Below are 26,185 nucleotides of genomic sequence, written 5' to 3'. Positions count from 1 at the left end.
CATGGGAGTTCCGGTTCTATGGTCGACACGTCTCCTCGTATGCCGCGTGCAGCAGAAGCAGCTCTGCGAATGCTGGCGCTTGATCTGCATTGGACATGGAATCACGAGGCGGATCTGCTTTGGCAGATGATCAATCCGGACCTCTGGGACAGAACTCATAATCCATGGATCACTCTGACCCGCACACCCAAGGCTCAGCTACGCGATGCTCTGCAGAATACGGACGTTCGGCGTCTTCTAAAAGCCAGTATAGAGCGCCGCAAATATGAGCTCGAACGTCCAACATGGTTTGCGGAAAACCATAGTCAAACGGAGCTGTCTGAGGTCGCCTATTTCAGCATGGAATATATGCTTAGCGAGGCACTCCCGATCTATTCTGGTGGTCTCGGAAATGTGGCCGCTGATCAGCTTAAGGCGGCGAGTGATCTGGGTGTTCCTGTTGTCGCTGTCGGGCTCCTTTATGCGCAGGGATACTTTCGCCAGGTCATTACCCCAGCAGGCGAGCAGCGCGCGCTCTATCCGTTTAATGATCCTGACCAGCTTCCAATACAGCCAGTCCTGACCCCGGACGGGGACTGGTTCCGACTTTCTGTTCAGACAGCGACGGGTGAAATCTGGCTTCGGGCCTGGAAAGCCGTTGTAGGCCGGGCAACCCTTTATCTTCTGGATACGAACGATCCGTCCAATCCTCCGGCTGTTCGCTGCATTACAACTCAGCTTTATGGGGGAGATGCAGAGCTTCGCTTACGGCAGGAGATGGTGCTGGGAATTGGGGGCTGGAGATTGCTGCATGCTTTAGGGCACCGGCCAGATATTTGCCATCTGAACGAGGGACATGCAGCATTCGCAGCGCTGGAGAGGGCCCGCTGCCTTTCGGAAGAAGAGGAAATCCCGTTCGCGCAGGCTCGGGCTATTGTCCGCGCTGGAACAATCTTCACAACCCACACTGCTGTGCCCGCCGGGTTTGATCTTTTCCCGCCCAAACTCATCGAAAGCCATCTCACATTCTATGCCGAAGAGCGTCTCGGGATGCCCATTCAGGATTTTCTTGCGCTAGGGCGGCTTGATCCAGAGAATGGCGATGAATTCTTCAATATGGCTTATCTGGCCGTTCGGTGCAGCGGTGCTGTCAATGGCGTGAGCCAGTTGCATGGAGCTGTCAGCCGGTCCCTGTTCACGCCCTTATTCCCGCGGTGGCCACAAAGCGAAGTCCCAGTCTCTCATGTGACAAACGGCGTTCACACTCCGACCTGGGATTCAGTAGCGGCTGATGAACTTTGGACCCAGGTCGGGGGGAGAAGTCGGTGGGAAGGCAATCTGGAAGGTCTGGGCGATGCTGTGCGGCGCCTTGACGACACGACTCTTTGGAACAGCCGGTGTGAGTCCCGCGCAGGATTTGTTCAGGCTCTGGGAGAGGAGCTCTCTGCCCGGCAATGTATCGTTGGTGAAGACGGGCTATGGTGTCTGCCCGCGCCAACCCTGAACCCGGAGGCTCTGACAATCGGGTTTGCGCGGAGGTTTGCCACTTACAAGCGCCCGGACCTTCTATTGTACGACGAGGAACGGCTCGTCCGTCTGTTGCGACATGCTGATCGCCCGGTTCAGATCATTCTTTCAGGTAAAGCTCATCCGCGTGATCAGGAGGGGCAAGCTATGATCACGCGCTGGGTCCGCTTCTGCCAACGTCAGGATATCGTAGGGAAAGTCATATTCCTCGCCGATTACGACATGGCTCTGGCGCAGAAAATGGTTCAGGGGGTGGATCTGTGGCTGAACACACCGCGGCGCCCTTGGGAGGCCAGCGGAACCAGCGGCATGAAAGTTTTGGTGAATGGTGGCCTGAACCTGTCGGAACTCGATGGATGGTGGGCTGAGGCCTATGCGCCAGCAGTTGGCTGGGCGCTCGGGGATGGTCTGGAACATGCGGGAGATCCGGCTTATGACCATTCTGACGCGCAGGAACTTTACAGACTATTGGAAGAGCATGTTCTTCCTGAGTTCTATGAACGCGTTCCCAGCGGAATACCGCGCGCATGGGTGGCGAAAATGCGCGAAAGCATGGCGCGTCTGACGCCTCAGTTTTCCGCGAACCGAACGGTTCGCGACTATACGGAACAGTTCTATCTAACAGGCGCACAGCGCTACAGACGCCGCTTGACCGAACACGGGGAGGATGCTGGAACAGTTCTGGACCAGCAGAAAGCCCTCTCTGCCGGTTGGAGTAGTCTCAGGATCGGTGAGGTTGTCATTCCCGAGAGTGGGGGAGAACAGAAAGCTCATGCATTCATTCATCCCGGTATGCTCGACCCTGCTTTGTTTAGTGTTCAGTTCTATGCCAATCCGCAGAATGGTCATCCACGCATCAAGTCCCTGACACAGGCAGAACATCATCTTCAAGATGGTTGGATTGCCTATACTCTTGAGACCGAGCTCCCTGCGCCTGCGGCAGAGTGTACGCTACGGATCATTCCAGCAGAAGACATTCTCAGCGTTCCGCTGGAAGCTCCTTTTATCCTCTGGCAACGTTAGGGCATGAGGGCTTACGCTTCATGAGTGGTCATGCTGGAGGGGAAAGAACAATGATCCGAAGCCTTTTGCCGCAACGTATGACATTTCGCTTTCTGCCAGAAGCATGGCCTCTCATTCGACATCACCCGATTATTGCTCCATCGTTGAAAAGTATCAGGCCTCGCCATCGGGTCTGGACGTTTCATGACACGGCATCGTGTCTGCTGTCTCGCCATGATTGGGCGCTGTGCACAGGGCGGGAAGGCCGTTTTTCGGTTCAGGGGCTGGAGCCTGTAGCATGGTCTGGCTTACCGAATATGAAGTCTTCAGAACGATGGGTCTGGTCCAGGAAGGGATTACGTCCCGAGACAACGCTGCTTGAAGCCACTCCGGCTGCGAACCTGGATCTTTCAGGTGCATTGCTCCCAATATACCGATCGGATTTCTGGCAGTTACAGGGGGAGCAGGCGTCTGATGGTCACACCATCAGGATTACTCTATCTCGCGGATCGGTGCAGGCTGGAGAATTGGCGGAAGCTGTTTGTACGTTGGATCTGATGCTGGTCAGAGGGGATGTGAGCAGTCTCTACGGCATGGCGCAGACCCTGAATGATCTGCCCATCTGGCTGACCGGGGAGACCGTTCCTATGAGGGGCGTCCGGCTGGCAACAGGCCTCTATCCCGATGGTGCGATGATTAAAGCCCCTGTCTTTACAGGTGATGTAACTGTTGGGGAGGGCTGGAGCCAGTCTGTCCGAGGGCTTCTGGCGGCTTTTCTGACCCTTCAGCCGTCAGCCGAGCAGGGAAGCGTCGCGGGCGTTCACCAGATGCGAGTGGCTCTTCGGCGGCTACGGACAATCCTGAAAGCCTTTCGCCCTCTGTTTCCAAAAGGCGCGTTTGCGAATGAGGCGATGGTGTTGCAGAAAATTGGACGGTCTCTTGGGAATGTCAGAGATTGGGATGTTTTCCTGACGGAGATTGTACCGAACCACATGACCGAAAAGGCTCGGGCCGAATTTAGCCAATTTGCAGAAGAAAGACGATCAGACGCTTTAGGGCAGATGCGGCAGAATTTGACCGATCCGCGCATAACTTCTGCACTGCTTTCTTTGGGGCAGAGTACGGAAGATCCCGCTGCTGTCTTTGGGCCAAAACTCACCGGAGCACTTTTGGAAGATCATGCGCCTGTTTTGCTGGATAGAATGGCGCGCAAGGTCCAGCATCGGGGGCGTCATATCGGGAAACTATCAGACCTGCAGCTTCATAACGTCCGCAAGGCATTGAAAGGGCTGCGATACAGTATCGAGACTGTTCTTCCCCTTTATAAGGGCCGCCACCTCGAAACCTACATGAGCCATTGCAAGGATTTGCAGGAACTGTTCGGTCGTTTCAATGATGCCGCAACAGCAGAGGCCCTGGTGAACCAGGCGATCCGGGAAAGGCCGGATCTAGCCGAGGCAGGGGACGCGATCATCCAGGCTGCACATCAGGATCGGAAGAAGATCCTTAAGAAACTCCCCAAACGATGGAAGAATTTTTCGAAAGATGCCCCGCTCTGGTGCGAGTGAGGTTATTTCCTTGTGTGTAGCGGAAACCCTTGGTCATGCTCTGGCTTATGATTCTCAGAGGCGGCCGACGAATATGGCTGATTGCTGCCGGGAGTAAAGATCATGGAGAGACGCTGGGTTTTTTTGACAATCATTGTCGTGGTTGCCGGACTTATCATGATATTATTGTGGTCTAGACAGACCGATCCTGGAACGACCGGACCGGATACACATACCGAAAAAACGGCCCCACAAGCTCTGAACGCGGTAGATCCTTACCTATGGAGCCCCGCCCATTTGCAGAGAGCTTATGAAGCCGTCTGAAATATCCCTCAGAAATTCGACCTGAGTGTGAACATGAAGTTCCGCGGCTCTCCATAATAGTTGTAGTAGTAGAGATTGCCCAAGCGCTGATAATAGCGCTTGTTGGCAATGTTATTGAGCGTCGCGGAGAGGGAAAGATACTTGTTCCACTGGTATCCCGCCTGAATGGATCCGATGATATATCCACCCTGCGTTACGGTGCGGTTTGTCCCGAAGGTACTGGTCTGCGCATTGAGCCCGCCGCCAATGCTCCAGACGTTTTTCTGCGCACCGCGATAGGGTTCGAAACGGTAATGTGTCCAGAGTTTCCATAGATGTTTGGGTGAGTTGCCAGCATAGGTCAGGCCAGACTGTGTCGCGCTACCGTTATTGACGATCCTGTTATCGTTGTACGTATAGCTGGCATTGATGTCCCAGCCCTCCAGGGGGCGGCCGATCAATTCTGCTTCTGCGCCCTGACTGCGCGTCTTACCTGTGGCGACGTAGCAGTCATCTATGCCACCGGGGCCACAGATGGCGCCGATTGTGCCGTTATAAATAGCCTCATTTTTCTGGATGATCTTGTAGCCAGACAGGGTCATACCGAGGTGTCCGCGGAAGAACTCTCCCTTGATGCCTCCTTCAAGCTGATTGCCGCGGACAGGCGCAAGACGTCCCGTTGTGTCAAAGACGGACTGGGGCGAGAAGGTGGAGACGTAACTGGCATACATTGAGATGTTCGGTCGCAAGTGCCAAACCCCGCCAATATAGGGCGTCAGAATGCCTTGCTGGTCGATATCTGTGTTGGTTCTGCCCACATAGGGCGAGATTCGACGTGTCTTGCTGACGTACCCGCTAACGCGTCCACCGATCAGGATAGCAAAGCTTGAGATCGGTTTGATCTGCGCCTGACCATAAACGCCCCATTGTGTGGACGGCTCCCAATAGCGATTGGTGATTGTAGGGAGGGCAAGGGACGGGATGGCATTGTTAGCACTGATCGGGATTCCAGCCAGGGCCGTATAGGTGCGAGAGTTTGCACTGGCGCCCCCGCCTTCATAGAGGTAACGGTCATAGTTCGCTCCCATCATCAGGACGTGTTTCTGTCCAAAAAGATGAAGAGGCCCAGTGACGTAGGCGTCCAGACCGTCATTGGTCTCATCGTAGCGTGTGTTGGCCTCGACGAAATTCCCACTCTTTGCGCCGGCATTATAAGCGTTGAGATAAGCGTATTGCAGCGTCGTGGCTGAGATCCGATGACGGTAGTTGAAGCGCCCACGCCAACCATGAGAAAAAAGATGCTCGAGTTGTGCCTCGACTTCCGTCATGGGCACTTCGGACTTACCCCAGTTCGCGCCTATGAAGGTGCTGGTAGGTAAATCAAGATCTGCACCATTGCTGGCTCTGGGAAGACCCATGTAGCGGGTTGTATCGTTGCTTTGAGACGTCACGGAGACTGTCAGTGTGTCGTGAAGCGTCAGGTGCACATCCGTAACCCCATAGATCGTCCATCGCCGATCGTAGGCATTGCTATAGAACTGATTACGGTCTGTTCCTGCGACGACCAGTCGTGCTGAGACGATTTTCGAATTCGCGATGGGGCCGCCAATATCAAAGGTGGTGTGATAGTTGTTCCACGAGCCAGCAGAGAATGAAGCATTCCCCTGGAACTGCTCTGTCGGGCGCTTATGAACGAAATTGACACTTCCGCCTGGTGTGCTGGAACCTTGCAGCATTCCATCCGGTCCCCGAAGGACCTCAATCCGATCGTAGATGGACAAATCGTATTGCTGACTGAACGTCAGACCGCTCATGGAAGGAACGCCGTCATACTGAGCCTGAAGCGAAAAGCCACGGGCTGTATAGCCACCTGTTCCATCACCGTACATGTTAACGTTGACACCAGCGACCTGTTTGAGAGCTGCATCAATCGTATTGAGATTCTGGTCCTTCATCTGTTGACTGCTGAGAACAGAGATGGATTGCGGAATATCCATCGGTTTGAGGAGCATCTTGGTCGTGGAGACCGCGGAAACCGTATAGGTTCCGGTGCCGTCTGTGGACGCATTGCGTCGATGTCCCTGCACAAGAAGCTGTTCGATGCTACCAGGCGTATCATCTGCCTGCGCAACATGTTTGCGCTGCACATTGTGAGGCTGTGTTGAAGCGGAACGTTCCTTTGCGTTACTCGTCGCTAAAGATGATTTCTTGCGTGTATCTGGCGAACCCTCATCAACTGCAGCAGCGAAGGCACCATTACATGTGCCAGAGAGGAGGAGCGCCGTAAAAAGCATTGGACCAAAATTTGTACGTTGAGGAACGTTCGACGCTGGAAGTCTCATGGAACGGGCTAACTGCCTCCGCTGAAATGAATTTTCACGGGAATTTCAACCGAGTTCCCGTCTTTCTTAAAGTTACAAATGATATTCATTCTCAAAAACTTCAATCTTTAATTCACTCAAATTCGCAGTTGTTATATTCAGCGCAGCTTTCCTGCCACCTTGAGCGGGCAAGTATTTTTTACGAAAAAAATAATTACGAAAGCGGATGTTTTTTCAAGAATCGCGCTGTGTGAAAGTCTTTCTATCCGTTCAGGCGTGAGTTGACCTCACCGTCTGTCTTTGAATGCCAAGCCCTTCGATTTCCACTTCCAGGACATCCCCCGGTTCGAGATAGACTGGGTGAGGCTTGATACCCATGCCAACGCCCGCTGGTGTGCCGGTGGCAATGATATCGCCTGGCATCAGGGTCATGTAGTGGCTGACATGTGAAATGATGCTGCGGACGTCAAAGATCATGTTGGAGGTATGTCCGGTCTGTCGACGGTGTCCGTTGACATCTAACCGCATGGAAAGCGATTGCGGATCGGCGATTTCATCGGTCGTCACAAGCCATGGTCCCAAAGGCCCGAATGTGTCGCAGCCTTTGCCTTTGTCCCACTGGCTTGTCTGCATCTGAAATGAGCGTTCAGAGACATCATTGGCGACACAATATCCCGCCACATGCTCCAAAGCCTTCTCCGGGGAGACGTAGGACGCTTTTGTGCCGATAATGACTGCGAGTTCGACTTCCCAGTCCACTTTGGTGGCTTGTTGGGGAATCAGAATACCATCGCTCGGACCCGTCAGGGCAGAGATGGCTTTCATGAAGACGATTGGCTCTGAGGGGAGGGGAAGGCCTGCTTCCTCGGCATGATCCAGATAGTTCAGACCAATGCAGATGTACTTTCCGGCACCGGAGAACGGAATACCGTAGCGTGGTGCTTCTGAAATGACAGGGAGAGTATCCGGATTAATCGCCCGCAAGGCGTCCAACTGCTCTGGAGACAGATGGGCAGCTGTAATATCAGGCAAAACCCCTTCGAGGCTTCTCAGGATGCCAGTGTCATCAATGAGTCCGGGTGTTTCCTGATTCAAGGGACCAAAACGACAGAGCTTCATCCTGCAACACTTTCTGTCCAGAGTGGGGAAGCATGAGATTAGGCATGTTTAGGCGCTACTTCCAAGGGATTGAGGGGCCTGTTCATGGCCGCTGCCCCAAACGCGAAGGCGCCCCATTGTTCAAATTGATAACTTCAGTTATTGATATGTTATAACATACGTGTTTGACTATATGGGAGTTTCGGTTATGCCCCTGCTCAATGATGGTTCCCCGGAAGGGGATGAAAAGGGAACGCAGTGAAATGCTGCGGCTGCCCCCGCAACTGTGAGCGGTGAGGCTGATCACGATGGGTTCCGGGAACCCGGCCACTGGGGCGTCAGCCTTGGGAAGGCTCGCGATCTGCCGATGATCTGCAAGCCAGGAGACCTGCCATCGAAAATGGTCATGGACGAAGCGAAAGGGCGGGGTGCACCGGACGCAGCAGGATGTTTATCCTGCTCATCGTAGTGACGCATTGTTGAGTGAAGTTTGCGTTATCCATGAGGAAAATTAGTTTTGTCGGTGTGTTGCCCGTCGCGGCATTGACCGTCTTTCAGCCCGCATTTGCTCAGACAGAAGATGTCAGGAAGGCAGCAACCAAGGCGAAAGAGGAGCACATTACGGCGCATGGCCGGGCGCAGCCATTGAAGGACAGTGCTGTTATCGGGGGCAGGCTCGGGCTGACGGTTCAGCATAACCCTGCAACCATCAATGTCATTCAGCGCAGCGTGATGGAGCAGCGCGGCTATGCGCATGCTGAAGACGCCGCAGACAGCGCACCGGGCGTTTCTTCCGGTGGATCTCCTGGAAGTCCGGCGCAGATGATGATGCGCGGCTTCAGCGGAAATCAGGTTCTGATCCTTCGGGACGGAATTTATTACGGCCCGACCACGATGGTGAACCGTCCGCTCAACAGCTTTAATCTTGAGAGCGTTCAGGTTCTCAAGGGGCCGTCGTCCGTTCTTTACGGGCAGGGCGCTGTCGGCGGCACCGTGGACATGCGCACGCGTGATCCTGCATTTGATGGGCCGCATGCCAATGCGCTGATATCTTATGGCAGTTTCAATACATGGAATGCTGGCCTGGGCGGTTCGGTTCCCATTACTGACACGTTGGCCATTCGAAGTGATTTTAGTCGTACCTCGTCTGATGGATACGTTGCTGGCGCAGACCCACACAGCAACGATTTCACGACAACGTTGCTCTGGCACCCTTCGAAGAAATTTACAGCCCGCTTTGGCGTCGACTATCTGACAGATCGCTTGTCGACGTATTATGGAACCCCTTTGGTCCCGCTGGCTCAGGTCCATGATGGCGTGGGCGGCCTGCTGTCGTCTTCCAAGGGGTTAGGCGTAAGCCGGTCATCGCTCTGGCGGTATTACAATGCCAAGGATGCAAAAGCCGGCTCGGTCAATGTGACCCCGACGCTCCATCTGACGTGGCAGTCAACGGAGAACATGACGTTCCACAATAAAACCTATGTCCTTTACGCCAAGCGGAACTGGAATAACGCTGAATCCTACAGTTATATCGGTTCATCTGGGCAGACAGACGCAGCCGGAAGTGCCATTGCACCCGGTCGGGTCGGCCGGGATCGGTTCTATGTTTATATGAACCAGCATCAGGTTGGTGACACGCTGGATGGCCAGTTTGATTTTCATGTTTTCGGAATGAAGAACCGTCTGGTCGTCGGTGGAGACGCGTATTATGTGCGGCTCATCCGGAACCGTGGTTTTCCGGACGCGACATATGCAGACAGTGTTTCTCTGAGTAGCCCCGAAAGCACGGCCGTGGGGAGCTTTGCAGGGGAGTATCCATATACGAAATCTCCTACAAACATGGTGGACGCAGGCATCTTCATGGAAGATGTCCTGACCGTGCGGGACGATCTGCGTGTGGTGGGTGGATTTCGCTACGACTGGCTAAAACTGGATCGTCAGAATTATAGCCAGTCTGGTGCGTTCAACCCTGCGACCAGCTTCAAAGGGAACTACAATCCTGCCAACTTCAGGATTGGCCCTGTTTATGATCTGACAGACAACATCAGCCTTTACGGCGTGTATACGACGGCTGAAGATCCGCCGGGCTCTAATATCTTCCTGGTTAACAAAGGTCAGTTTTCGCGCCTGAGTCATTCCAGACAGGGGGAAATTGGCGCGAAGGGCTCTTTCTGGAAAGGCCGTCTGTCCTCTACATTGTCTCTGTATGATATCCGCCGTACCCGAGTTCTCGTTGCCACCGGTGTGGACAGCGTGGCAACGGCGGGCGTTCAGAAGTCACGGGGTGTGGAATGGCAAGGGGACCTCACGCTGGGCAAACACTGGAGCCTGTCCGGAAATGTAGCCTATACGTGGTCTCGTTATGGATCATTCCATCCTTCAGCGTCAGTGAATGCCTCCGGGAACGAGGTCCCGAACGTTCCGGCTGTAACGGCCAACCTGTGGGGTGTCTGGTCCCGGGTTGCAGATCTGCCGGTCGATCTGGGGGCTGGCATGCGTTACGTATCTGCCCGCAAGGGCGATTACGCCAATACCCTGAGTCTGAAAGATTATGCGCTCGTCAATCTTTTCGCGGCATGGCACGCCTATCGTGGCGTGACGGTTTATGGCCGGGTAGACAATGTGGGAAACAAGCACTTCATTCAGTGGGCGGATACCAGTTATCCGAGTGAAGTGATGCTGGGGGCGCCGCGGTCTTTCTCGATCAGTGTTCAGGCTGGTTTCTGATCGTGTCTGAGGTTGTGCTTCAGACGCATGCTGCCGGGTATGACCGCATACTCTCTTTGACGGATCTCTCCGTCAGGGAGGGTGAGCATGTTGCACTCATTGGCCCCAATGGTGCTGGGAAAAGCACGCTTCTGAGGCTGCTCGCTGGATTAATTTCGCCCACGGAAGGGGGGATATTTCTGGAAGGAACGCAGCTCTGCGCCCTTTCCAGACCTGCGGTAGCGCGCAAGGTTGCGTGGCTTTCCCAGACCGATGATGTAACTCCTGACTTCATAGTTGAGGATTACATCGCACTTGGTCGTCTCCCGTTTCGGGGCACTCCTCAGGCGCAGCAGGATACTGCGGCTCTGCAAACGGCGATCCAGTATTTCCGTGTCGAACCTTTTTTAAAACGGTCGATTGGCAGTCTTTCTGGTGGTGAGCGTCAGCGTGTGATGCTGGCGCGATGTCTGGCCCAGACCCCCAAAATACTGTTGCTGGATGAACCCACCAATCACCTGGACCTTGCGGCCAGAGCAGAGCTTTTAAATCTGCTTCGTGACCTCCCTCTGACAATCGTGGCCGTCCTGCATGACCTGTCTTTCGTGCCTGATTTTGCGCCGCGAACTCTCTTGATGAGGGACGGAAAAATCATTCTGGATGGGGCGTCTTCTGAGGTTTTGCTCTCTTCAGAACTAGGGCATGCGTTCGGCTTGAATGTTCATTCCGTTCAACTGGATGATGGCAGCACGACGTTCGTTTTTAGGCCGCGAGGCGCATGAAAGCGCCTGCCTTTATACTGTTTCTGGGGTTTTGTGGCTTTGCCGTGCAAACGGCCTTCGCCTACCCGGTTACCGTGCAGAGCTGCGGGAAGCCCGTAACGATCACGCATCAGCCAGAGCATGCTGTCATCCACGACGTTAATATGGCAGAAATGGCTTTTGCTTTGCATTTGCAGCCCTATATTCGTGGTTTGACGGGGATATCAGGCTGGGACAAATACACACCGGGATTTAAAGCTCAGCAGGGCGATATCCCGGAAATCGCGACCCATTATCCCAGTCTTGAACAATTGCTTGATGCTGGAACAGATTTTTTCTTTGCCGGCTGGAATTATGGGATGCATGTCGGTGGGGATGTGACACCTGAGACCTTGGCAATTCAGGGTATTCCGACGCTTGTTCTGTCTGAAAGCTGCTTCAGGGCAGGGCAGTCTACGGCTCTTCCAACGTTAGACCTTCTGTATAGCGACGAAGAAAAACTTGGACAGGTTTTTGGCCGGGAGCAGCAGGCTCGGCAACTTGTTGAAGGTTGGCAAAGGCGCGTTCAGCACATTCAGGATCGTCTTAAGGGCCATCACTCGTTACGTGTTTTTCTCTATGACAGTGGCCGCGATCGGCCATTTACAGCTGGTCAATATGCCCTCGCGACAGAGCTGATCCGGCTGGGCGGGGGCGAAAATATTTTTCGTGATTTACCGACAAACTGGGGCGCTGCCTCATGGGAAAACGCAGGTTTGCGTAATCCTGAAGCTATTTTGGTGATGGATTATGGGGCCGGTGTTTCAGACAGTCTGAAATTTCTGCGAAGCCAGCCATTGCTGATAGAGAGTACGGCCCTGAAGACAAACCGTGTTCTGGTTGTGCGTTATGATGAAATGACGCCGTCTCCCGCCAATATCGATGTGATCGAAAAGATTGCCACCTTTCTCCATCCGGACGCAGCACCTTGATGAAGCGTGTTCTTAGCATCAGCGCTTTGCCGGCTCTGAGTGTGCTGGCATTTTTGGAAGTTGCGCTCGGAAGTGCTTCTCTTCCCTGGCATTCGTTGCAAGCGGGTCTTTTGGGCGGTCCAGCCAGCCATGATATTGCCGCCCGGATCATCTGGTCCCTGCGAATGCCAAGGCTGGTTCTGGCCTTCTTGACCGGAGCAATTCTTGCCGGTGCAGGAGCGCTTCTTCAGGCCGTAACCCGTAATCCCTTGGCAGATCCGTTTCTCTTCGGGCTATCCTCGGGTGCAGCGACAGGCGCTGTTGCTGTCATCGTATTGTTGGGGGATGTTTTCGGCGTCTGGACGATCGCTTTTGGTGCAGTCGGTGGGGCATTTCTGGCAACTTCTGCGCTTCTACTGCTGGTATCTTTTAGATTACGGTCTGGCGTACGGGTCTCAACGGAACGGATGCTACTGTCCGGCCTGGCGATTTCCTTTGTCTTCTCTACTCTGACAAACCTGCTGATTTTCTGGGGTGACCGTAATACGGCGCAATCCGTCCTGTTCTGGACGATGGGCAGTTTTTCCGCCGCTCGCTGGTCGGCCCTGCCACTTGTCGTGTTGGGGCTTTTGCCCGTGATCTTCGGTAAATGGGCTTTTGGCGCTGATCTGGATGCCTTGATGGCCGGGGAGGAAACCGCAGCGTCCCTCGGGGTGCAAACCAGAAGGCTACGGCTTGGTGTTCTTGCCCTTTGCGCGTTTAGCTGTGCAACGACAGTAGCATTATGTGGGCCGATTGGCTTCGTCGGATTGATTGTGCCTCATCTCATAAGGCCCATCTGGGGACGGTCTGTTCGAAATATTCTTGTCCCCGCTATGGTCGCGGGGGGGATGCTGACAATCCTTTCAGATCTTCTCAGCCGCTGTCTTTTGCCGTCTCAGGAGCTGCCAGTTGGAATAGTCATTTCTGCGATAGGTGCCTGTTTCCTGATGGGTCTTCTAACAAGGCGCTGATGTGTCTTTGGCGCGTTTGCTTCAGAGAGACACCGTGATACCGCCGTCCACATACAAAACATGGCCATTCACAAACGAAGATGCGCCGGAAGCAAGGAAAATACAGGCCCCCGTCAGCTCATCAAGCTGTCCCCACCGACCCGCAGGTGTGCGTTTTTCCAGCCATGTTGAAAATTCTGCATCATTTACGAGCGCAGCGTTGAGAGGCGTGTCGAAGTAACCCGGCGCAATGGCATTGCACTGAAGGCCGTGTCTTGCCCACTCGGTTGCCATCCCCTTGGTCAGATTCCCTACGGCACCCTTGGTGGCCGTATAGGGGGAGATATTCGGGCGGGCGAGGGCCGTCTGGACGCTAGCGATATTGACGATCTTACCTCGTCCACGGCTTAGCATATGTCTCGCAACAGCCTGTCCAACATTGAAAATGGAGGTCAGGTTTGTTTGAAGAACCTTCTGAAACATTTCTGGTGGGAAGTCTTCCAAGGGCGCGCGGTGCTGCATTCCTGCATTGTTGACCAGAATATCAATGGGCCCGGTATCTTCTTCGAAGCGATCGACTGCCGTTCGAACAGCTACATGGTCGGTCACGTCAAAAACAAGTGTCTCGACACCTCCCAGTTCCTCGGCTGCGGCCGAGAGTTTGGAAGCATTCCGCCCATTCAGAACAACTTCAGCGCCCGCCGCTTGCAGGCCTTTAGCCAAACTGAAGCCGATACCTTGAGACGATCCCGTAATCAGAGCGCGACGTCCCGTCAGGTCAAAAAGAGATATACTCATGGAAAATCCTTCTTCCTTTACTGTGTCAGCGCTCTGCAAACGCGGATCAGATGAACATTGAAATACCAACGCAGAAGACCAGTCCCAGAACAGCAATGATCGTTTCCAGAACTGACCAGGTCTTGATTGTCTGCGGCACTGTCAGGCCAAGATATTCTTTCATCTGCCAGAAGCCGGCATCGTTCATGGGGCCGAAAGCCACGGACCCTGCGCCGGTGGCAATCGCCATAAGTTCTGGCGATACGCCCTGCGAGTGCGCGAGGATTGGCCCCGCAATGCCGGAGGCCGTGCTCATGGCAACAGTAGAAGATCCGCAAGCGACGCGGACGATCGCGGCCAGAAGCCATGCGAGCACGAGAAGTGGAACGTGCGCGCTGACGGCCGCGTCCGTGATGGCTTTCGAGACGCCGCTATCAATGAGTTCACGACCAAAGCCCCCGCCCGCGCCAACCAGAAGCATGATCAGAGCCGTTGGGCCAAGACACTCATTGGTGAAGCGAAGAATGGTTTCCCGCGAAAATCCACGGGCCAGCCCCAGCACGTAAAACGACATGACGGTCGCCAGAAGCAGCGCAATGTCCGTATTGCCGATGAAGTGCAGGAACATGTTTGGTGCGCTTCTCGGAGTCGTAAACATGTCCGCGGAAGAGCCGATCAGCATCAGGATGACGGGGCATGTGATGGTTAGGACGGTAACCGTAAAACCTGGGAGGTTTGTCGGGATCTCACGCCGTACAAACTGTTCTGCCAACGCATTCTTTTCTGTGATGAGAACACGAGGGCTGATGAAGCGCGCAAATAGCGGGCCTGAGATGGCCGCAATCGGTGTTCCCAGCAGAACGCCCCAGAAAATCGTTGTGCCCGTGTTGGCGTGATAGGCCGAGAGGGCGAGCAGCGTTGCCGGGTGAGGCGGGATCATGGCGTGTGTAACGGAAAGCGCCGCACCCATGGGAAGAGCTACTCGCAACAGCGATGTTTCCGTTCGGGCTGCAAGAACGAAAGCGAGCGGGAAGAGCAGGACAACGCCAACTTCGAAGAAGACTGGCAGCCCCACAAGCAGGCCTATCACCATCATGGCCCAGTCAATCCGTTGACGACCCGCGCGCTCTGAAATTGTCAGGGCAATCCGGTCAGCGCCTCCGGACTCAGCCAGCATTTTGCCAAGCATGGTGCCGAGAGCAATGATTGTGCCAACGTGCCCAAGGACGTGGCCGGCCCCGGCTTCGAATGATGCGACAACCTTGTCCGCAGGCATACCCGCGCAAAGAGCCAGCAGAATAGAAACGCTGAAGAGAACGATGAAAGGATGCAGACGAAAACGCGCAATGAGTACGACGACTGCAATGATTGCGGCTGTTGCCAGCAGAATGGCAAAGGTTGTTGTCATATGGAACGCAGCCCTGTCAGAACGAGGAAACAGTTCAGAAGCGGAAACCAGAAAAAACCGTTACGTGAGAGGCTCCTGCAGAGAACTGAAACTTTCTCAGACCCATACGCCGATTGCCTCAAAGAACGGATGTAAAGTCTGCGTCATGATCTCGGCAGAAGGCTTTCACCATCGCTCAAATGCGTGCGTTGAAGAATATGGAAGCTGTGAATTTTTAAATTATTCCTGCATTTTTTGGTCCTGACCCGACAGTAATGAAGCGCCTGAATGACGGGAACTTGAACGCAACGCATCAGTGAAGTGCCGCGTCAGGAGTCTGTACGGTGACAATGGCTACGGCTTTGTCGGTTCGTGCTACGGTGCCGTACGTCTGAACGCATTGACCTCAAGGACCACACAATGATCCCGTTTTCTGTTCTTGATCTCTCAATCATCACACGGGGCGCAGGCCCTCGTGAGGCGTTCAGGAATACAATCGATTTTGCCAAGCTAGCGGAAAATCTGGGGTTTCATCGCTACTGGCTGGCTGAACACCATTCCATGCCGGGAATTGCGTCTGCGGCAACGGCTATTCTGATCGGTCAGGTGGCTGGGGCAACGACCCGTATTCGGGTGGGCTCTGGCGGAATCATGCTCCCAAATCACTCGCCCCTTGTTGTTGCAGAGCAATTTGGAACATTGGAGACGCTCTTTCCTGGCCGCATAGATCTGGGTCTGGGCCGGGCACCAGGTGCCGACCAAAGAACAGCCCGTGCTCTGAGGCGCGATCCGTCAGCGCCTGACAGGTTTCCGGAAGATGTGGTTGAGCTTCTGCATTACTTCGAGCCCATGGCGGCGGAAGATACGCATTTGATACGTGCCATTCCCGGAATGGGCCTGCGCGTTCCGGTCTGGATTTTGGGGTCGTCTCTGTTTTCGGCCGTTCTGGCCGCCCAGTTGGGGCTACCGTACGCCTTTGCATCTCACTTCGCGCCAGCGCAGATGGAAGAGGCCATTGCTCTCTATCGGTCACGGTTTGAGCCGTCCGAAAGATGCGCGCGGCCTCATGTGATGCTGACAGTCAATGTCATTGCAGCGGATGAGGAAGCAGATGGCAAGCGCCTGGCGACGTCACTATACCAGTATTTCATGGCCTTGCGTCGCGGACGGCCTATCGCGTTTCCGCCTCCTGTCAGCAATATCCTGTCGTTGTGGTCGGCAGAGGAGCAGGCGCTGCTTGAGCAGACACTGGCTTATACGTTTGCCGGGTCCAGAGAGAGTGTGACGGGACACCTGAAACGCTTTTTGGAACGCCACAAGCCTGACGAGCTGATGGTGGCTGTCCCGATTCATGATCAGGACAGCCGCAAGCGCTCGCTTGAAATTACAGCCAGGATCAAGGCAGACGTGGGGGCTTGATTAAGCCTGGGACATGCGCCGCTTCAGGTCCTGATGGATTTGAATGAAAAGGTCTCTCTGGGCGTGGCTGCCACCAATGTCCTGCAAGTGAGGAAGCGCAGCGTTGAAAGAGAGCAGGGCTGAAGCATTTTCATTGTGAAGATAGGCGTTCAGCCCACGGCCTAAAGGAATGCCTACCAGATCCCATGCTCGCTGGTCTGGCAGGTTTTGCCCGGAGAGGCCCTCGATACGTCGCAGCAGATGCTGCCCTTCCGGACGATGGGCGCGAAGTAGTCCGTAAAGATATTGCAGGGTCAGAAAGGGCTGACTGACATCGTCCTGCCGTGAAGCGAGCCAGTTCGCCAGGTCCGTCCATCGGTCCTCGACATCAGCTCCCGCCAGCTCCAGACGGACCAGAAGGGATACTGCGCCAACCTGATCCTGTGAGAAGCTGCGTTCTCTGGTCCAGCAATGCTGGTCATAAACTGAAACAGCGTCGCTTACCCGATTGCGTGCAAGGTAAAAGAGAGCCAGATGCCACCATAGGTGGGTGTCCATGAAGGAAGTGAGCGTTTTCCAGCCAGTAGACCGCTCTTCAAGAAACGCAGTACCTTCATCAATGCGTCCCTGCGTCAGGAAAACATGAGCAAGGGCATGTTGGGCCCACGGCTCCGATGGATCCATGGCAAGAGCTGTGCGGGCAGAACGCTCAGCGGCAGGCAAATCGTGGCACTGCTCATAGGCAAAAGCCAGCATACCGTGGAGGGCGGCAACGTCTCCGGCGGCATCTTCGCTGCGTAACGCAACGGCCAGCATGTCCTCAAAGCGACCCCGGATGAAATCGTGGTACTGCCGAAGTTTCAGCGTCACCAGATCGCGCGGCCACTGGGCGAGAATACAATCTGTCAGGCGAATAATAGCCTCTGGGTCCTCACCAATAGAGGCCTCCAGAACTGAAAACAGAAGCTTTTCACGCGGAAGGGCACTCGTAACGGATTGAGCTGCGCGTTCATGATATCGGCGCGCTTCTGAGGGGACATCACCTGTTTCAGACAGCATCCAGAGCAGCCCGGCATAGGTGTTCGCCAGGCAGTCTTCTGACTGGTCTGCAACTTCGAGAATTTTGACCAGACGCAGGTCATATCCAAGGTAACCAAGGATAAAATCATTGATGCCAGCGATCGTAGACGCTTGGTCAGCAGAAATATCGTTGTTCAGAACGTCCTGAGTCATGGCGCCTCTCCCGGAGAGGAGGAAAGTCGCTGAAGTTCTTTTTCAATGTACTGGTTTACGATAACAGGCTGTTCCAGCATGATTTGATGACCACAGGCTGGCAGGATATCCAAGGTGCTGTTGGGGAGAAAATCATGCACTTTCTTGACTTCCGTCAGGGGTACGATGCCATCGTTCTGACCTGCAAGAATATGCACGGGTTTGTCAAAACGGCGCAGGATTTCCGTATTGACCGGGGCCGCACCTGAACGGACAGCATTGATCATGAACAGGCTGTTGCGCTTCGTCGCCTGACGCTCGGTTTTGAGTATCTCTGGATCTACGTCTGGAGCCCATGCGAGCTTTTCGAAGCGCGCCTGTAAAGCCGGTCTTGCAAACGAGGCAAGCCAGAAGGGCAGTCGGTCCATCCAGTTTCCAAACATCGGCCCCTTCAGTGACGGGGCAAGAGATGCCGGACCCAACAGAATGAGGCCATCAACGGGTATGTCATCTCCAGCAGCAAGTAGTCCGGAAATCCATTCCAACGTGATGCGGCACCCGAAGGAATGAGCGACGATGATGCGTTTGCGCGAAGGGAAAGCAGCCAGAACAGCGGCCAGATCTTGTACAGAAAACCGACTGGCAAAAACCTGTTCGTGCTTGGAGCGCGCACTCTCGCCATGTCCAAGCGCATCCCATGCGACGAGATTGACGGGCTCTTTGGAAAACCGGGCCCACTGCAGCCGCCACTGCTGACGGTTCCCGCCCAATCCGTGCACGAAAAAAAGCGTTGTGTCGCTTCCAGCCTGTTTTGAAGAGACGGCAAGCCTGCGGCCTGGAACGCGGAAGAATGTTTCTGCTGGTGGAAGTGTCTCAGTCATGGTTGGTATTCCTCCCAAAACGTTCCTGCCACGTGGGGCGAGTGGGCTCGCCTGGCAAGGGCGATGCCTCATAAACGCCGCGCGCGATCGCTCGGGCTGTGACCTGTGTGGCCGTATGCAGAATTTCGGTCCACTCCTCAATGGAAGCGGGCGCGGGTGCATCGCCTGTAGCGATGCCGAACACTGCGTCTCCGTCCTGCGGAAGATGCGCGGGGAAAACGCCACGTGCGACGCCATCCTGCGCCAGAATGGCCAAGCGTTTGGCTTGCGCTTTCGTCAGGGTAGCATCAGTGGCAATAACGCCGATTGTGGTTCCAGCGACGTAATTCGGCTTCATGCGGAGTTTGAGGTCATCTGCTGTCAGATGTGGCGGGAAGCCGTGCCCTCCGAACTCCTCACCTTGTTCGAAAGGCGCGCTCCAGAAGTGCGGTCCGTCTCCAATCGTGGCCGTTCCGACAGCATTGACGACCATAAGCGCTGCGACCGTGTGCCCGCTGGAGGTTATGGCGCTGGCTGATCCAAGTCCCCCTCTTACGGTCGCAGTGGTTGCGCCCGTTCCGGCGCCTTCGGTCCCTAGTTCGAAGGGACCGTGAGATGCTGTTTGTGCGGCCTGATAGCCCAGTTCCGCATAAGGCGAGTATCGCCCCCAGTCCTTATCGCCGCCGTTTACAAGGTCAAAAAGACTGGCCTGCACCACAATAGGCACGCGGACCTGGCCGTCTGGCGTGGGAAGAGCGTCAAACTCTTCTCTCAGCCATGCCTGCACGCCGGCGGTTGCATCCAGACCATACGTCGATCCACCGGAGAGCGCGATGGCGTGAATGCCATCCACCAGCATTTCTGGCTCCAGAAGCGCATTTTCCCGAAGTGCAGGGGCTCCGCCAAGAAAGCTGCCTGAAGCGACAACTGGCCGGTCGAACACAAGCGCCGTCACGCCAGTTCTTTGTTGAACATTGCGCACATTCCCGACGCGAATACCGGGAATGTCCGTGATGAGATTATGGCGGATTCTGGAAGTCATGGCGGGTGTGATTTCAGAGGCTAGCGTTAATGAGGGCACGGGTTGTCGGGTGTTGAGGGTGCGTCAAAACGTCCGCTGTAGGCCCCGTTTCGACAATTCTCCCACCATCTAAAACAGCAATACGATGTGAAATGTGTCGGATTACAGCCAAGTCATGGCTAACAAAAATATATGACAACCCATGACGCTCTTGCAGATCCAGCAGAAGGTTCAGAACGATGGCTTGAGTGGAGACGTCCAGCGCCGAAACAGCCTCGTCTGCCACGATAACATCAGGCCGGGTTACAAGCGCACGGGCGATTGCGATACGCTGTCTCTGGCCACCCGAAAATTCCCTTGGATAGCGGCTGATGGCGTCTTCCGGCAGAGCCACGTCGGCCAGAACGTCAAGAACACGGCGATTCCTCTCTTCAGCATTCAAACCGGTCTGATAAAGAGGTTCTGCGACGATTTTTTCAACGGTTTGCCGAGGGTCCAGAGCTCCTTGGGGGTCCTGGAAAATCATCTGGATGTGTGGTCTGAAGCGGTGTCGGGCAGCGCCGGTGATGGACGTAATATCCTGTTCTTCAAAGAAGATCTGGCCACTTTTAGCACCGACTAAACCCGTTAGGATACGAGCCAACGTGGATTTTCCGCTCCCTGAGGACCCAATGAGCCCCAGTGTTTCGCCCTTATCTACGTGAAGCGAGACATCTTGTAGAATGCTCTTCAGTTTCTGGGGGCGAAACAGCGATGTTCCCCAGCCTGCGACATCGTACCGGATATTCATGGCTTCCAGAAGATGGCTCATGGCTCCACCCCAGACGCCAGTTTTTCTGGCACTGGAAGGCGTGTCAGCGGCGGATGGTTCACTCCGTGCAGGGACATGCTCAGTAAAGCACGCGTGTATGGGTGCTGAGGTGCTGAAAAAAGTGTTTCCGTCTTTGCGCTTTCCACGAGTGTCCCGTGTTGAAGAACCAGAACATGACGGGCTTTATGGCGGATCAGGCCCAGATCATGGGAAATCATTAGAATGGCCATCTGATTTTCAGAAGCGAGATCCTGGACCAGATCCATGACCTCGGCTTGGGTCTGGCTATCCAGTGCGGTTGTGAACTCGTCAGCAATCAGCAGTGCTGGTTTGCATGCGATTGCGATAGCCAAGAGCACACGCTGTCGCTGACCGCCTGACAGCGTGTGAGGGTAGTCGCTGGCTGAAACCCCTGCGCGATTGAGGCCAACACGATCCAGAAGCTGATGAACGGCCTCTTTGATTTCGCGACCTGTCATGGCGGTGTGCAGTCGGAACGTATCCCCGATTTGCTGACCAATCCGCCGGATTGGGTTAAGCGCGGTCATGGGCTCCTGAAAAACCATGGCAACCTTCTGACCGCGCAGGCTTCGAAACTGGTGCTCCGGAAGAGAAATGAGGTTCTGCTCTTCAAACAGAGCCTGACCTGACGTTTCAAAGCCATCGGGGAGCAATCCCATAAGCGTACGGGCAAGCGTGGATTTTCCCGAACCAGATTCTCCCGTGACAGCGACCGTTTCACCAGCGTTTATGGTGAAGGACAAAGGGTGCAAAATGGCTGCGGAGCCAGCACGAACTGACAAATTTTGAACGGAAAGAAGGCGGCTCATGACGGCTGTCCTTTCAGTCGATTGAAAGGGCGCTCCAGAAGGTCACGCAGGCCGTCGCCAAGCAGATTAAACCCGAGCACCAGAACCATCACGGTTACACCCGGAATTGCAACAAGCAGGGGATGGTCAAAAATATGGATTTGATAAGATGCGAGCGTTCGTCCCAGATCCGGCTGAGGGGGCGGTGCCCCAAGCCCTAGGTAGGATAGGCCGGCTTCTGAGAGAATGGCCAACGCCAGAGAGGTCGAGGCATGAACGATCAGGATAGGCGCGATGTTCGGAAGAACATGGCGAAGGATCGTATCGATTGAGTTAAGTCCTGCCATGCGGGCGGCTGCAATGTAATCGAGCACAAGAATGGAGTGTGCGGCCTGTCGGGTAATCCGGATCTGGGCTGGGATGCCGAAAAGTGCAATAGCAAGAATTTCGCCAGTGGCAGAGGCGCCTTGCGCTGTGACGAGCATGGCGGCAATCAGAATAGGGGGAAAAGCCAGCCCCAGATCTGCTGTGCTCATCACGGCTTTGCCGCGCAAACCGCCGTAAGCCGCAACGAGCCCCAAGGCTGTCCCAATGACTGTCGCAAGTGTCACCGCAATCACGGCGATTACCGTGCTGTTGAAAGCCCCTGTCAGGACATAACTCGCAATGTCACGTCCGAACGGGTCCGTTCCCAGTGGGTGAGAGAAAGAAATCGGAGCGTAACGATGCGCGATATCAATCAGAGGAGAGCGGCCACCCCGCCAGATCCATGTAAGTGTTGCTGGGACAAGGCACGCCAGAAGAAGGGCACTTCCAGCAATTAGGCTCCTGTTCGTGCGAAGCCAGGTCATGCACTTTCTCCTGCAAGACGCGGGTCCAACCAGCGAACAATGATGGAAAGTGCCAGATTGAGCAGCAGGACACCCGCGACAATCAGCATGACAAGGTTTTGTACGACCGGAATGTCACGCTGGTTCACGGCTTCCAGAAGAAGTTTTCCGCAGCCGGGAATATTGAACACGCTTTCGACAATAATTGCTCCGGTCACCAGAACGGGAAGCTGAATGCCGATCAGGGTTAGAACCGGAATCAATGCATTCGGGATGGCGACTTTCCAGAGAACGGCCGTGCGGCTGTAGCCTTGAGCGCGTGCTGTCCGGATAAAGTCCTGATTCAGAACATCGATGAGAGAGGAGCGCATGAAGCGTGCTGTGATGGCTGCCTGGGGGATGGCCAGTGCGACTGTGGGCAGGAAAAGAGCGCGCAGTCCGGTGAAAAATCCTGCGTTCCAGCCCGTAAATCCTCCTGCCGGAAACCAGTGGAGCGTCAGGGAAAACAGCAGCGTCATCATCATGGCCAGCCAGAAATCCGGAATGGATTTGAGGAACTGCAACGTCGCCATGACGGCAAGATCAAGACCTTTTCCACGATGAGTGGCTGCGATGGCTCCCGTGGGTAACCCAATGAGAAGAGCGAGGCCCGTAGCCAGCAGGATCAGAGGGAGGGTGCTCTGGAAGCGCTCAAGGATCAGTCCACGAACGGGGACATCATAGGTGTAACTCGTTCCAGCCTCTCCGTGCATCAGGCCAGAAATCCAGCGCAGATACCGTGTTGCGGGGGAAGCATCGAGGCCTAGCTGGTGATGGAGAGCCGCAATGCTGTCCGGGCTTGCATCCAGCCCAAGCATCACTGTGGCAGGATCTCCCGGAAGGAGGTTCAACAGAGCGAACACGATCACACTGGCGACTGCGAGAACCACCAGTCTTCCTGAAATGGCAGAGGCAAGATTGGTCATCATGGTTGCCACGTCACATCTGCCATAGGGCAGGCTGCGATTTGCTGGTCGATCCATAAGCCTGAGATATGCCGGTTCAGAACGGTGTCCCGAGGGCGGGAATACAGGAAGACGTTGGGCTCATCCTGTGCGAGGCGATCTTGCAGTGCGACAGAAAGTCGATGCCGATCCTCCGCATTGTCGCTGGCTTCATACTGTTCGAATAGCTCATGAAACTGCGGGTTCTTGTAATGAAAGTAGATATTGTCCCGATCGTAGATCCCGATGTCATGCGGCTCTGTATGGGCAATGACTGTCATGTCAAAAGAGCCTTGGCCAAAAACACGGCCCAGCCATGATGGCCATTCCAACGGCTGCAACGTGACGATCAGGCCAACCTGCTCCAGGTAAGCGGCAACGATTTCGCTCGTATCGCGAGCATAGGTGATGGGCGGGTAAGAGAGCGTCAGTTGTGTTCCCGGTTTGATGCCAGCCTCTTTGAGAAGCTCCCGTGCACGTTCCGGATTGTATGGGTACCGATCGGGGAGTGCAGTGTAGTCTGGATCATTGGGAGCCATATGAGATTGCAGGACTGTCCCGTCTCCATCGGCCCCAGCCTGAATGAGGGCTTTTCGATCGATAGCGTAGGCAAGAGCCTGACGTACGCGTAGGTCATTGAATGGCCTGCGCGCATTGTTCAGTGCCAGAATGGCTTTGAACGGGAAGGTCCCGCGCACGACCTTGATGTTAGGATTTCCTGCAAAACGGCCAAGAATTTCAGGGGCAGGGAATGAGGGATAAGCATCCAGTTCCCCCGCCAGAAGCGCATTGCTGGCAGCAAGCGGATCAGGCATGAACCGGAACGTCACCGTTTTCAGGGCTGGCGCTTTTCCCCAATATTCGGAATTACGAGACAGCGTGACGTGATCGCCTCTTTGCCAATCTTGGAAGAAGAACGGTCCTGTCCCTATGGGATGGCTGGCGTTCTTGTCTGCAGATGAGGGTGACAGGATGGAGGCATCATTCCACGCAAGCTCATAGGTGAAGCTGCCATGGGCTTTTCTGAGTGTGATATCTGCGTGGGTGGCATTAGGGCAGCTTACATCCGCTATGTTTGTAAAAAACGTACGGTCGGGGTTTGTACTGGAAGTCGCCCCTGCACGCAGCAGCGAGAACCGCACATTGTCACAGGTGAGGGGCGTTCCATCATGGAAATGGACGTTCTCTTGCAAAGTAAAATGATAAACGCGGCCTTCATCTGAGACAGTCCAATCCCGTGCAAGCAGGGGTTGGACGTGCCCGTCGCGGTCCAGCCAGGTCAGGCCCTCATAGACATTGTTGTATGTGATTGTGCCGATGGCCTCACTTGGACTGCGGGTCGGGTCCAGGCCAGGCGGCTCAATAGAGACGCCAATGCTCATTGTGTCGCGCGTCTGAGCCAGCGCAGACGTGCCCAGACTCAGGCCTGCCATGGTTAAAAGCGCAAAAGTTGACTTCATGGGGTCTCGCCGGGAGCCGGGCGCTTCAGGCCAAGATGCTCGCGCAGGGTGGAGCCTTCATAGGCTGTGCGAAACAGGCCGCGTCTCTGAAGTTCTGGCACCACATGATCCACAAACGTTTCAAGGCTCTGCGGCAGAATGGGAGGCATGACATTGAACCCGTCTGCCGCGCCCTCCACAAACCACTCTTCAAGCTGATCTGCAATCTCCTTTGGGCCACCATAAATGGACCAATGGCCGCGAGCGCCGCTGACTTCGAGGTAGAGGTCGCGCAGGGTCATGTTGCGCTTCTTGGCCATTTCTACGAGCAGTGTCTGCCGGCTACGGTTTCCGTTGAAGTCGGCAGGGGCCTCTGGAAGGGGGGCATCAAGGGGGAGGCCACGGAGATCTGTGCCTGTCATGCCGCCAAGCAGAAATAGCCCGACGTCAGGGTGGGTAAGTTCGTCAAGTTCAGCCCTCAGATCTTCCGCTTCCATCTGTGTGCGTCCTACAAGCGGATAGACGCCTGGCATGACTTTCAGGGATGCGGGGTCTCGCCCAATTTCCCTCATACGGCGGTGGAGATCGAGGCGGAACGCTTTTGCTTCCTGAATGTCCTGCTGTGCGGTGAAAACCATTTCTGCGGTTTCCGCAGCCAGTTGGCGCCCCGGTTCGGAAGAGCCCGCTTGCACGAGAACGGGTCTGCCCTGTGGCGAGCGGGGAATATCGATCTGACCCGCTGCAGAGAGAAACTCGCCCTTGAAGTCGAAAGGACGCCGGCCCTCTGGCGCAAAAAAGGCGCCGCTTTCTGTGTCCCTCAGGAAGGCGTCATCGCTCCAGCTATCCCAGAAATTTTCTACAATCTGTGCAAACTCTCGGGCCTGACGATAACGGTCCGCATGTGGGACATGGCTCGGACGTCCGTAGTGAATGGATTCCTTGACGTTAGCCGTTGTGACAAGGTTCCATCCGGCACGTCCGCCGCTGATCTGGTCAAGTGAGAGGAACTGCCGGGCGAGGTGATAGGGGACAGAGTATGTTGTGCTGACAGTGCCGATCAGGCCAATCTTATCTGTTGTGGCAGCAAGCGCGGCAAGAAGCGTTAAAGGTTCGAAAGATGCTGCATATGTCATTCTGCGGAAGCCATCGATTGTGGCTTCGTCGATGGAGCTTGTAAAATCTGCGATGAACACGGCATCAAATAATCCCCGTTCAGCTAGGCGTGCCTGTTCAAGCTGACGCTTGAAATTGCTTCCTGCATCAGGGGCAGATCCAGCATGACGCCAAGCCGCCGCATGATGGCCAGTAGGGAGAAGAAATGCGGCGAGTTTCATCTGGGAAGCCATGGATCTTGATCTCTTGTTTTCAACGCGTTCAGAAACACAAAAAAATTGTTGCATTCACAACATAACCTGTTGTGAATCGTTTTTCTATCCCTTAAACGCAATTAAATAGTTGTTTTAAAGAACGAC

General features: G+C 54.9%; 20 protein-coding genes and 1 riboswitch. Of the genes, 7 read left to right on the top strand and 13 right to left on the bottom strand.

The window, feature by feature from the left end; all coding sequences use genetic code 11:
* Positions 1-18 precede the first annotated feature (18 nt).
* Both glgP and JN414_RS11090 read left to right on the top strand, forming a co-directional pair.
* Positions 19-2,529 carry an alpha-glucan family phosphorylase gene (gene glgP / locus JN414_RS11095; RefSeq protein ID WP_202207928.1) on the top strand — a complete coding sequence of 837 codons (2,511 nt, stop codon included), beginning with the start codon at positions 19-21 and terminating at the stop codon, positions 2,527-2,529.
* 50 nt (positions 2,530-2,579) lie between these two features.
* Positions 2,580-4,076, top strand: coding sequence for a CHAD domain-containing protein (locus JN414_RS11090; RefSeq protein ID WP_237390006.1), 1,497 nt, complete (start codon positions 2,580-2,582; stop codon positions 4,074-4,076).
* A gap of 311 nt (positions 4,077-4,387) precedes the next feature.
* Here JN414_RS11090 and JN414_RS11085 read toward each other — a convergent pair whose 3' ends face one another.
* Together JN414_RS11085 and JN414_RS11080 are read right to left on the bottom strand one after the other, a co-directional pair.
* The gene (locus tag JN414_RS11085) at positions 4,388-6,505 is read right to left on the bottom strand and encodes a TonB-dependent siderophore receptor (RefSeq protein ID WP_237390005.1); all 2,118 of its coding nucleotides are present in this window, start codon (positions 6,503-6,505) and stop codon (positions 4,388-4,390) included.
* A gap of 444 nt (positions 6,506-6,949) precedes the next feature.
* Entirely contained in the window at positions 6,950-7,798 is an 849-nt protein-coding gene (locus JN414_RS11080) for a fumarylacetoacetate hydrolase family protein (RefSeq protein ID WP_202207926.1), read from the bottom strand.
* A 187-nt stretch (positions 7,799-7,985) separates the two neighbouring features.
* Positions 7,986-8,188, top strand: a riboswitch (cobalamin riboswitch).
* A 90-nt stretch (positions 8,189-8,278) separates the two neighbouring features.
* On the opposite strand from JN414_RS11080, the gene JN414_RS11075 reads away from it, so the two are divergent.
* From JN414_RS11075 to JN414_RS11060, 4 genes are read left to right on the top strand one after another with little or no spacing between them, the layout of a single operon-like run.
* Positions 8,279-10,504: a TonB-dependent siderophore receptor gene (locus JN414_RS11075; protein WP_202207925.1), complete on the top strand. Its 2,226-nt coding sequence runs from the start codon at positions 8,279-8,281 to the stop codon at positions 10,502-10,504.
* 2 nt (positions 10,505-10,506) lie between these two features.
* Positions 10,507-11,265 carry an ABC transporter ATP-binding protein gene (locus JN414_RS11070; protein WP_202207924.1) on the top strand — a complete coding sequence of 253 codons (759 nt, stop codon included), beginning with the start codon at positions 10,507-10,509 and terminating at the stop codon, positions 11,263-11,265.
* Positions 11,262-12,215 (top strand): ABC transporter substrate-binding protein, encoded by a 954-nt coding sequence (locus JN414_RS11065; RefSeq protein WP_202207923.1) that lies wholly within the window; start codon positions 11,262-11,264, stop codon positions 12,213-12,215. The genes JN414_RS11070 and JN414_RS11065 overlap by 4 nt, the downstream gene beginning before the upstream one ends.
* A complete protein-coding gene (locus JN414_RS11060) occupies positions 12,215-13,207 on the top strand; it encodes an iron ABC transporter permease (protein ID WP_202207922.1) in 993 nt (330 codons plus the stop codon). Before JN414_RS11065 ends, JN414_RS11060 begins: the two co-directional genes overlap by 1 nt.
* Positions 13,208-13,228: 21 nt before the next feature.
* Here the strand turns inward: JN414_RS11060 and JN414_RS11055 are convergent, their stop codons facing one another.
* Positions 13,229-13,984, bottom strand: a complete 756-nt coding sequence (locus JN414_RS11055) for an SDR family oxidoreductase (protein ID WP_202207921.1) — start codon at positions 13,982-13,984, stop codon at positions 13,229-13,231.
* A 46-nt stretch (positions 13,985-14,030) separates the two neighbouring features.
* Positions 14,031-15,371: a gluconate:H+ symporter gene (locus tag JN414_RS11050; RefSeq protein ID WP_202207920.1), complete on the bottom strand. Its 1,341-nt coding sequence runs from the start codon at positions 15,369-15,371 to the stop codon at positions 14,031-14,033.
* A gap of 399 nt (positions 15,372-15,770) precedes the next feature.
* Between JN414_RS11050 and JN414_RS11045 the strand changes: the two genes are divergently transcribed.
* Positions 15,771-16,769, top strand: a complete 999-nt coding sequence (locus JN414_RS11045; protein ID WP_202207919.1) for an LLM class flavin-dependent oxidoreductase — start codon at positions 15,771-15,773, stop codon at positions 16,767-16,769.
* Here the strand turns inward: JN414_RS11045 and JN414_RS11040 are convergent, their stop codons facing one another.
* Genes JN414_RS11040 through JN414_RS11000 form a run of 9 tightly spaced genes read right to left on the bottom strand, consistent with a single transcriptional unit; the run spans position 16,770 to position 26,059 of the window.
* Complete coding sequence (locus JN414_RS11040; protein WP_202207918.1) at positions 16,770-17,981, bottom strand: tetratricopeptide repeat protein; 1,212 nt, start codon at positions 17,979-17,981, stop codon at positions 16,770-16,772.
* Entirely contained in the window at positions 17,978-18,841 is an 864-nt protein-coding gene (locus JN414_RS11035; RefSeq protein ID WP_202207917.1) for an alpha/beta fold hydrolase, read from the bottom strand. Before JN414_RS11035 ends, JN414_RS11040 begins: the two co-directional genes overlap by 4 nt.
* Positions 18,834-19,862: a P1 family peptidase gene (locus JN414_RS11030; protein WP_202207916.1), complete on the bottom strand. Its 1,029-nt coding sequence runs from the start codon at positions 19,860-19,862 to the stop codon at positions 18,834-18,836. Before JN414_RS11030 ends, JN414_RS11035 begins: the two co-directional genes overlap by 8 nt.
* Before the next feature lie 13 nt (positions 19,863-19,875).
* Complete coding sequence (locus tag JN414_RS11025) at positions 19,876-20,652, bottom strand: ATP-binding cassette domain-containing protein (RefSeq protein WP_202207915.1); 777 nt, start codon at positions 20,650-20,652, stop codon at positions 19,876-19,878.
* On the bottom strand, positions 20,649-21,482 hold the full coding sequence (locus tag JN414_RS11020) for an ABC transporter ATP-binding protein (RefSeq protein WP_202207914.1): 834 nt from the start codon (positions 21,480-21,482) through the stop codon (positions 20,649-20,651). Before JN414_RS11020 ends, JN414_RS11025 begins: the two co-directional genes overlap by 4 nt.
* Positions 21,479-22,312, bottom strand: a complete 834-nt coding sequence (locus tag JN414_RS11015) for an ABC transporter permease (RefSeq protein WP_202207913.1) — start codon at positions 22,310-22,312, stop codon at positions 21,479-21,481. The genes JN414_RS11020 and JN414_RS11015 overlap by 4 nt, the downstream gene beginning before the upstream one ends.
* On the bottom strand, positions 22,309-23,259 hold the full coding sequence (locus tag JN414_RS11010; RefSeq protein ID WP_237390004.1) for an ABC transporter permease: 951 nt from the start codon (positions 23,257-23,259) through the stop codon (positions 22,309-22,311). Before JN414_RS11010 ends, JN414_RS11015 begins: the two co-directional genes overlap by 4 nt.
* Positions 23,256-24,734, bottom strand: a complete 1,479-nt coding sequence (locus JN414_RS11005) for an ABC transporter substrate-binding protein (protein ID WP_202207912.1) — start codon at positions 24,732-24,734, stop codon at positions 23,256-23,258. The genes JN414_RS11010 and JN414_RS11005 overlap by 4 nt, the downstream gene beginning before the upstream one ends.
* Positions 24,731-26,059 (bottom strand): LLM class flavin-dependent oxidoreductase, encoded by a 1,329-nt coding sequence (locus JN414_RS11000; RefSeq protein WP_202207911.1) that lies wholly within the window; start codon positions 26,057-26,059, stop codon positions 24,731-24,733. The genes JN414_RS11005 and JN414_RS11000 overlap by 4 nt, the downstream gene beginning before the upstream one ends.
* Positions 26,060-26,185: the final 126 nt, after the last annotated feature.

Source organism: Gluconobacter sp. Gdi (genome assembly GCF_014132155.1).
In the GTDB taxonomy this organism is placed as follows: domain Bacteria; phylum Pseudomonadota; class Alphaproteobacteria; order Acetobacterales; family Acetobacteraceae; genus Gluconobacter.
This window is presented reverse-complemented; position numbering and strand designations above follow the sequence as displayed.

What these genes read in the sequence shown, in the direction of transcription:
- glgP (WP_202207928.1), top strand. Translation starts at nt 19, where the DNA reads ATGGTCGACACGTCTCCTCGTATGCCGCGTGCAGCAGAAGCAGCTCTG.
- JN414_RS11090 (WP_237390006.1), top strand. Translation starts at nt 2,580, where the DNA reads ATGATCCGAAGCCTTTTGCCGCAACGTATGACATTTCGCTTTCTGCCA.
- JN414_RS11080 (WP_202207926.1), bottom strand. Translation starts at nt 7,798, where the DNA reads ATGAAGCTCTGTCGTTTTGGTCCCTTGAATCAGGAAACACCCGGACTC.
- JN414_RS11075 (WP_202207925.1), top strand. Translation starts at nt 8,279, where the DNA reads ATGAGGAAAATTAGTTTTGTCGGTGTGTTGCCCGTCGCGGCATTGACC.
- JN414_RS11065 (WP_202207923.1), top strand. Translation starts at nt 11,262, where the DNA reads ATGAAAGCGCCTGCCTTTATACTGTTTCTGGGGTTTTGTGGCTTTGCC.
- JN414_RS11060 (WP_202207922.1), top strand. Translation starts at nt 12,215, where the DNA reads ATGAAGCGTGTTCTTAGCATCAGCGCTTTGCCGGCTCTGAGTGTGCTG.
- JN414_RS11055 (WP_202207921.1), bottom strand. Translation starts at nt 13,984, where the DNA reads ATGAGTATATCTCTTTTTGACCTGACGGGACGTCGCGCTCTGATTACG.
- JN414_RS11050 (WP_202207920.1), bottom strand. Translation starts at nt 15,371, where the DNA reads ATGACAACAACCTTTGCCATTCTGCTGGCAACAGCCGCAATCATTGCA.
- JN414_RS11045 (WP_202207919.1), top strand. Translation starts at nt 15,771, where the DNA reads ATGATCCCGTTTTCTGTTCTTGATCTCTCAATCATCACACGGGGCGCA.
- JN414_RS11040 (WP_202207918.1), bottom strand. Translation starts at nt 17,981, where the DNA reads ATGACTCAGGACGTTCTGAACAACGATATTTCTGCTGACCAAGCGTCT.
- JN414_RS11035 (WP_202207917.1), bottom strand. Translation starts at nt 18,841, where the DNA reads ATGACTGAGACACTTCCACCAGCAGAAACATTCTTCCGCGTTCCAGGC.
- JN414_RS11030 (WP_202207916.1), bottom strand. Translation starts at nt 19,862, where the DNA reads ATGACTTCCAGAATCCGCCATAATCTCATCACGGACATTCCCGGTATT.
- JN414_RS11025 (WP_202207915.1), bottom strand. Translation starts at nt 20,652, where the DNA reads ATGAGCCATCTTCTGGAAGCCATGAATATCCGGTACGATGTCGCAGGC.
- JN414_RS11020 (WP_202207914.1), bottom strand. Translation starts at nt 21,482, where the DNA reads ATGAGCCGCCTTCTTTCCGTTCAAAATTTGTCAGTTCGTGCTGGCTCC.
- JN414_RS11015 (WP_202207913.1), bottom strand. Translation starts at nt 22,312, where the DNA reads ATGACCTGGCTTCGCACGAACAGGAGCCTAATTGCTGGAAGTGCCCTT.
- JN414_RS11010 (WP_237390004.1), bottom strand. Translation starts at nt 23,259, where the DNA reads ATGATGACCAATCTTGCCTCTGCCATTTCAGGAAGACTGGTGGTTCTC.
- JN414_RS11005 (WP_202207912.1), bottom strand. Translation starts at nt 24,734, where the DNA reads ATGAAGTCAACTTTTGCGCTTTTAACCATGGCAGGCCTGAGTCTGGGC.
- JN414_RS11000 (WP_202207911.1), bottom strand. Translation starts at nt 26,059, where the DNA reads ATGGCTTCCCAGATGAAACTCGCCGCATTTCTTCTCCCTACTGGCCAT.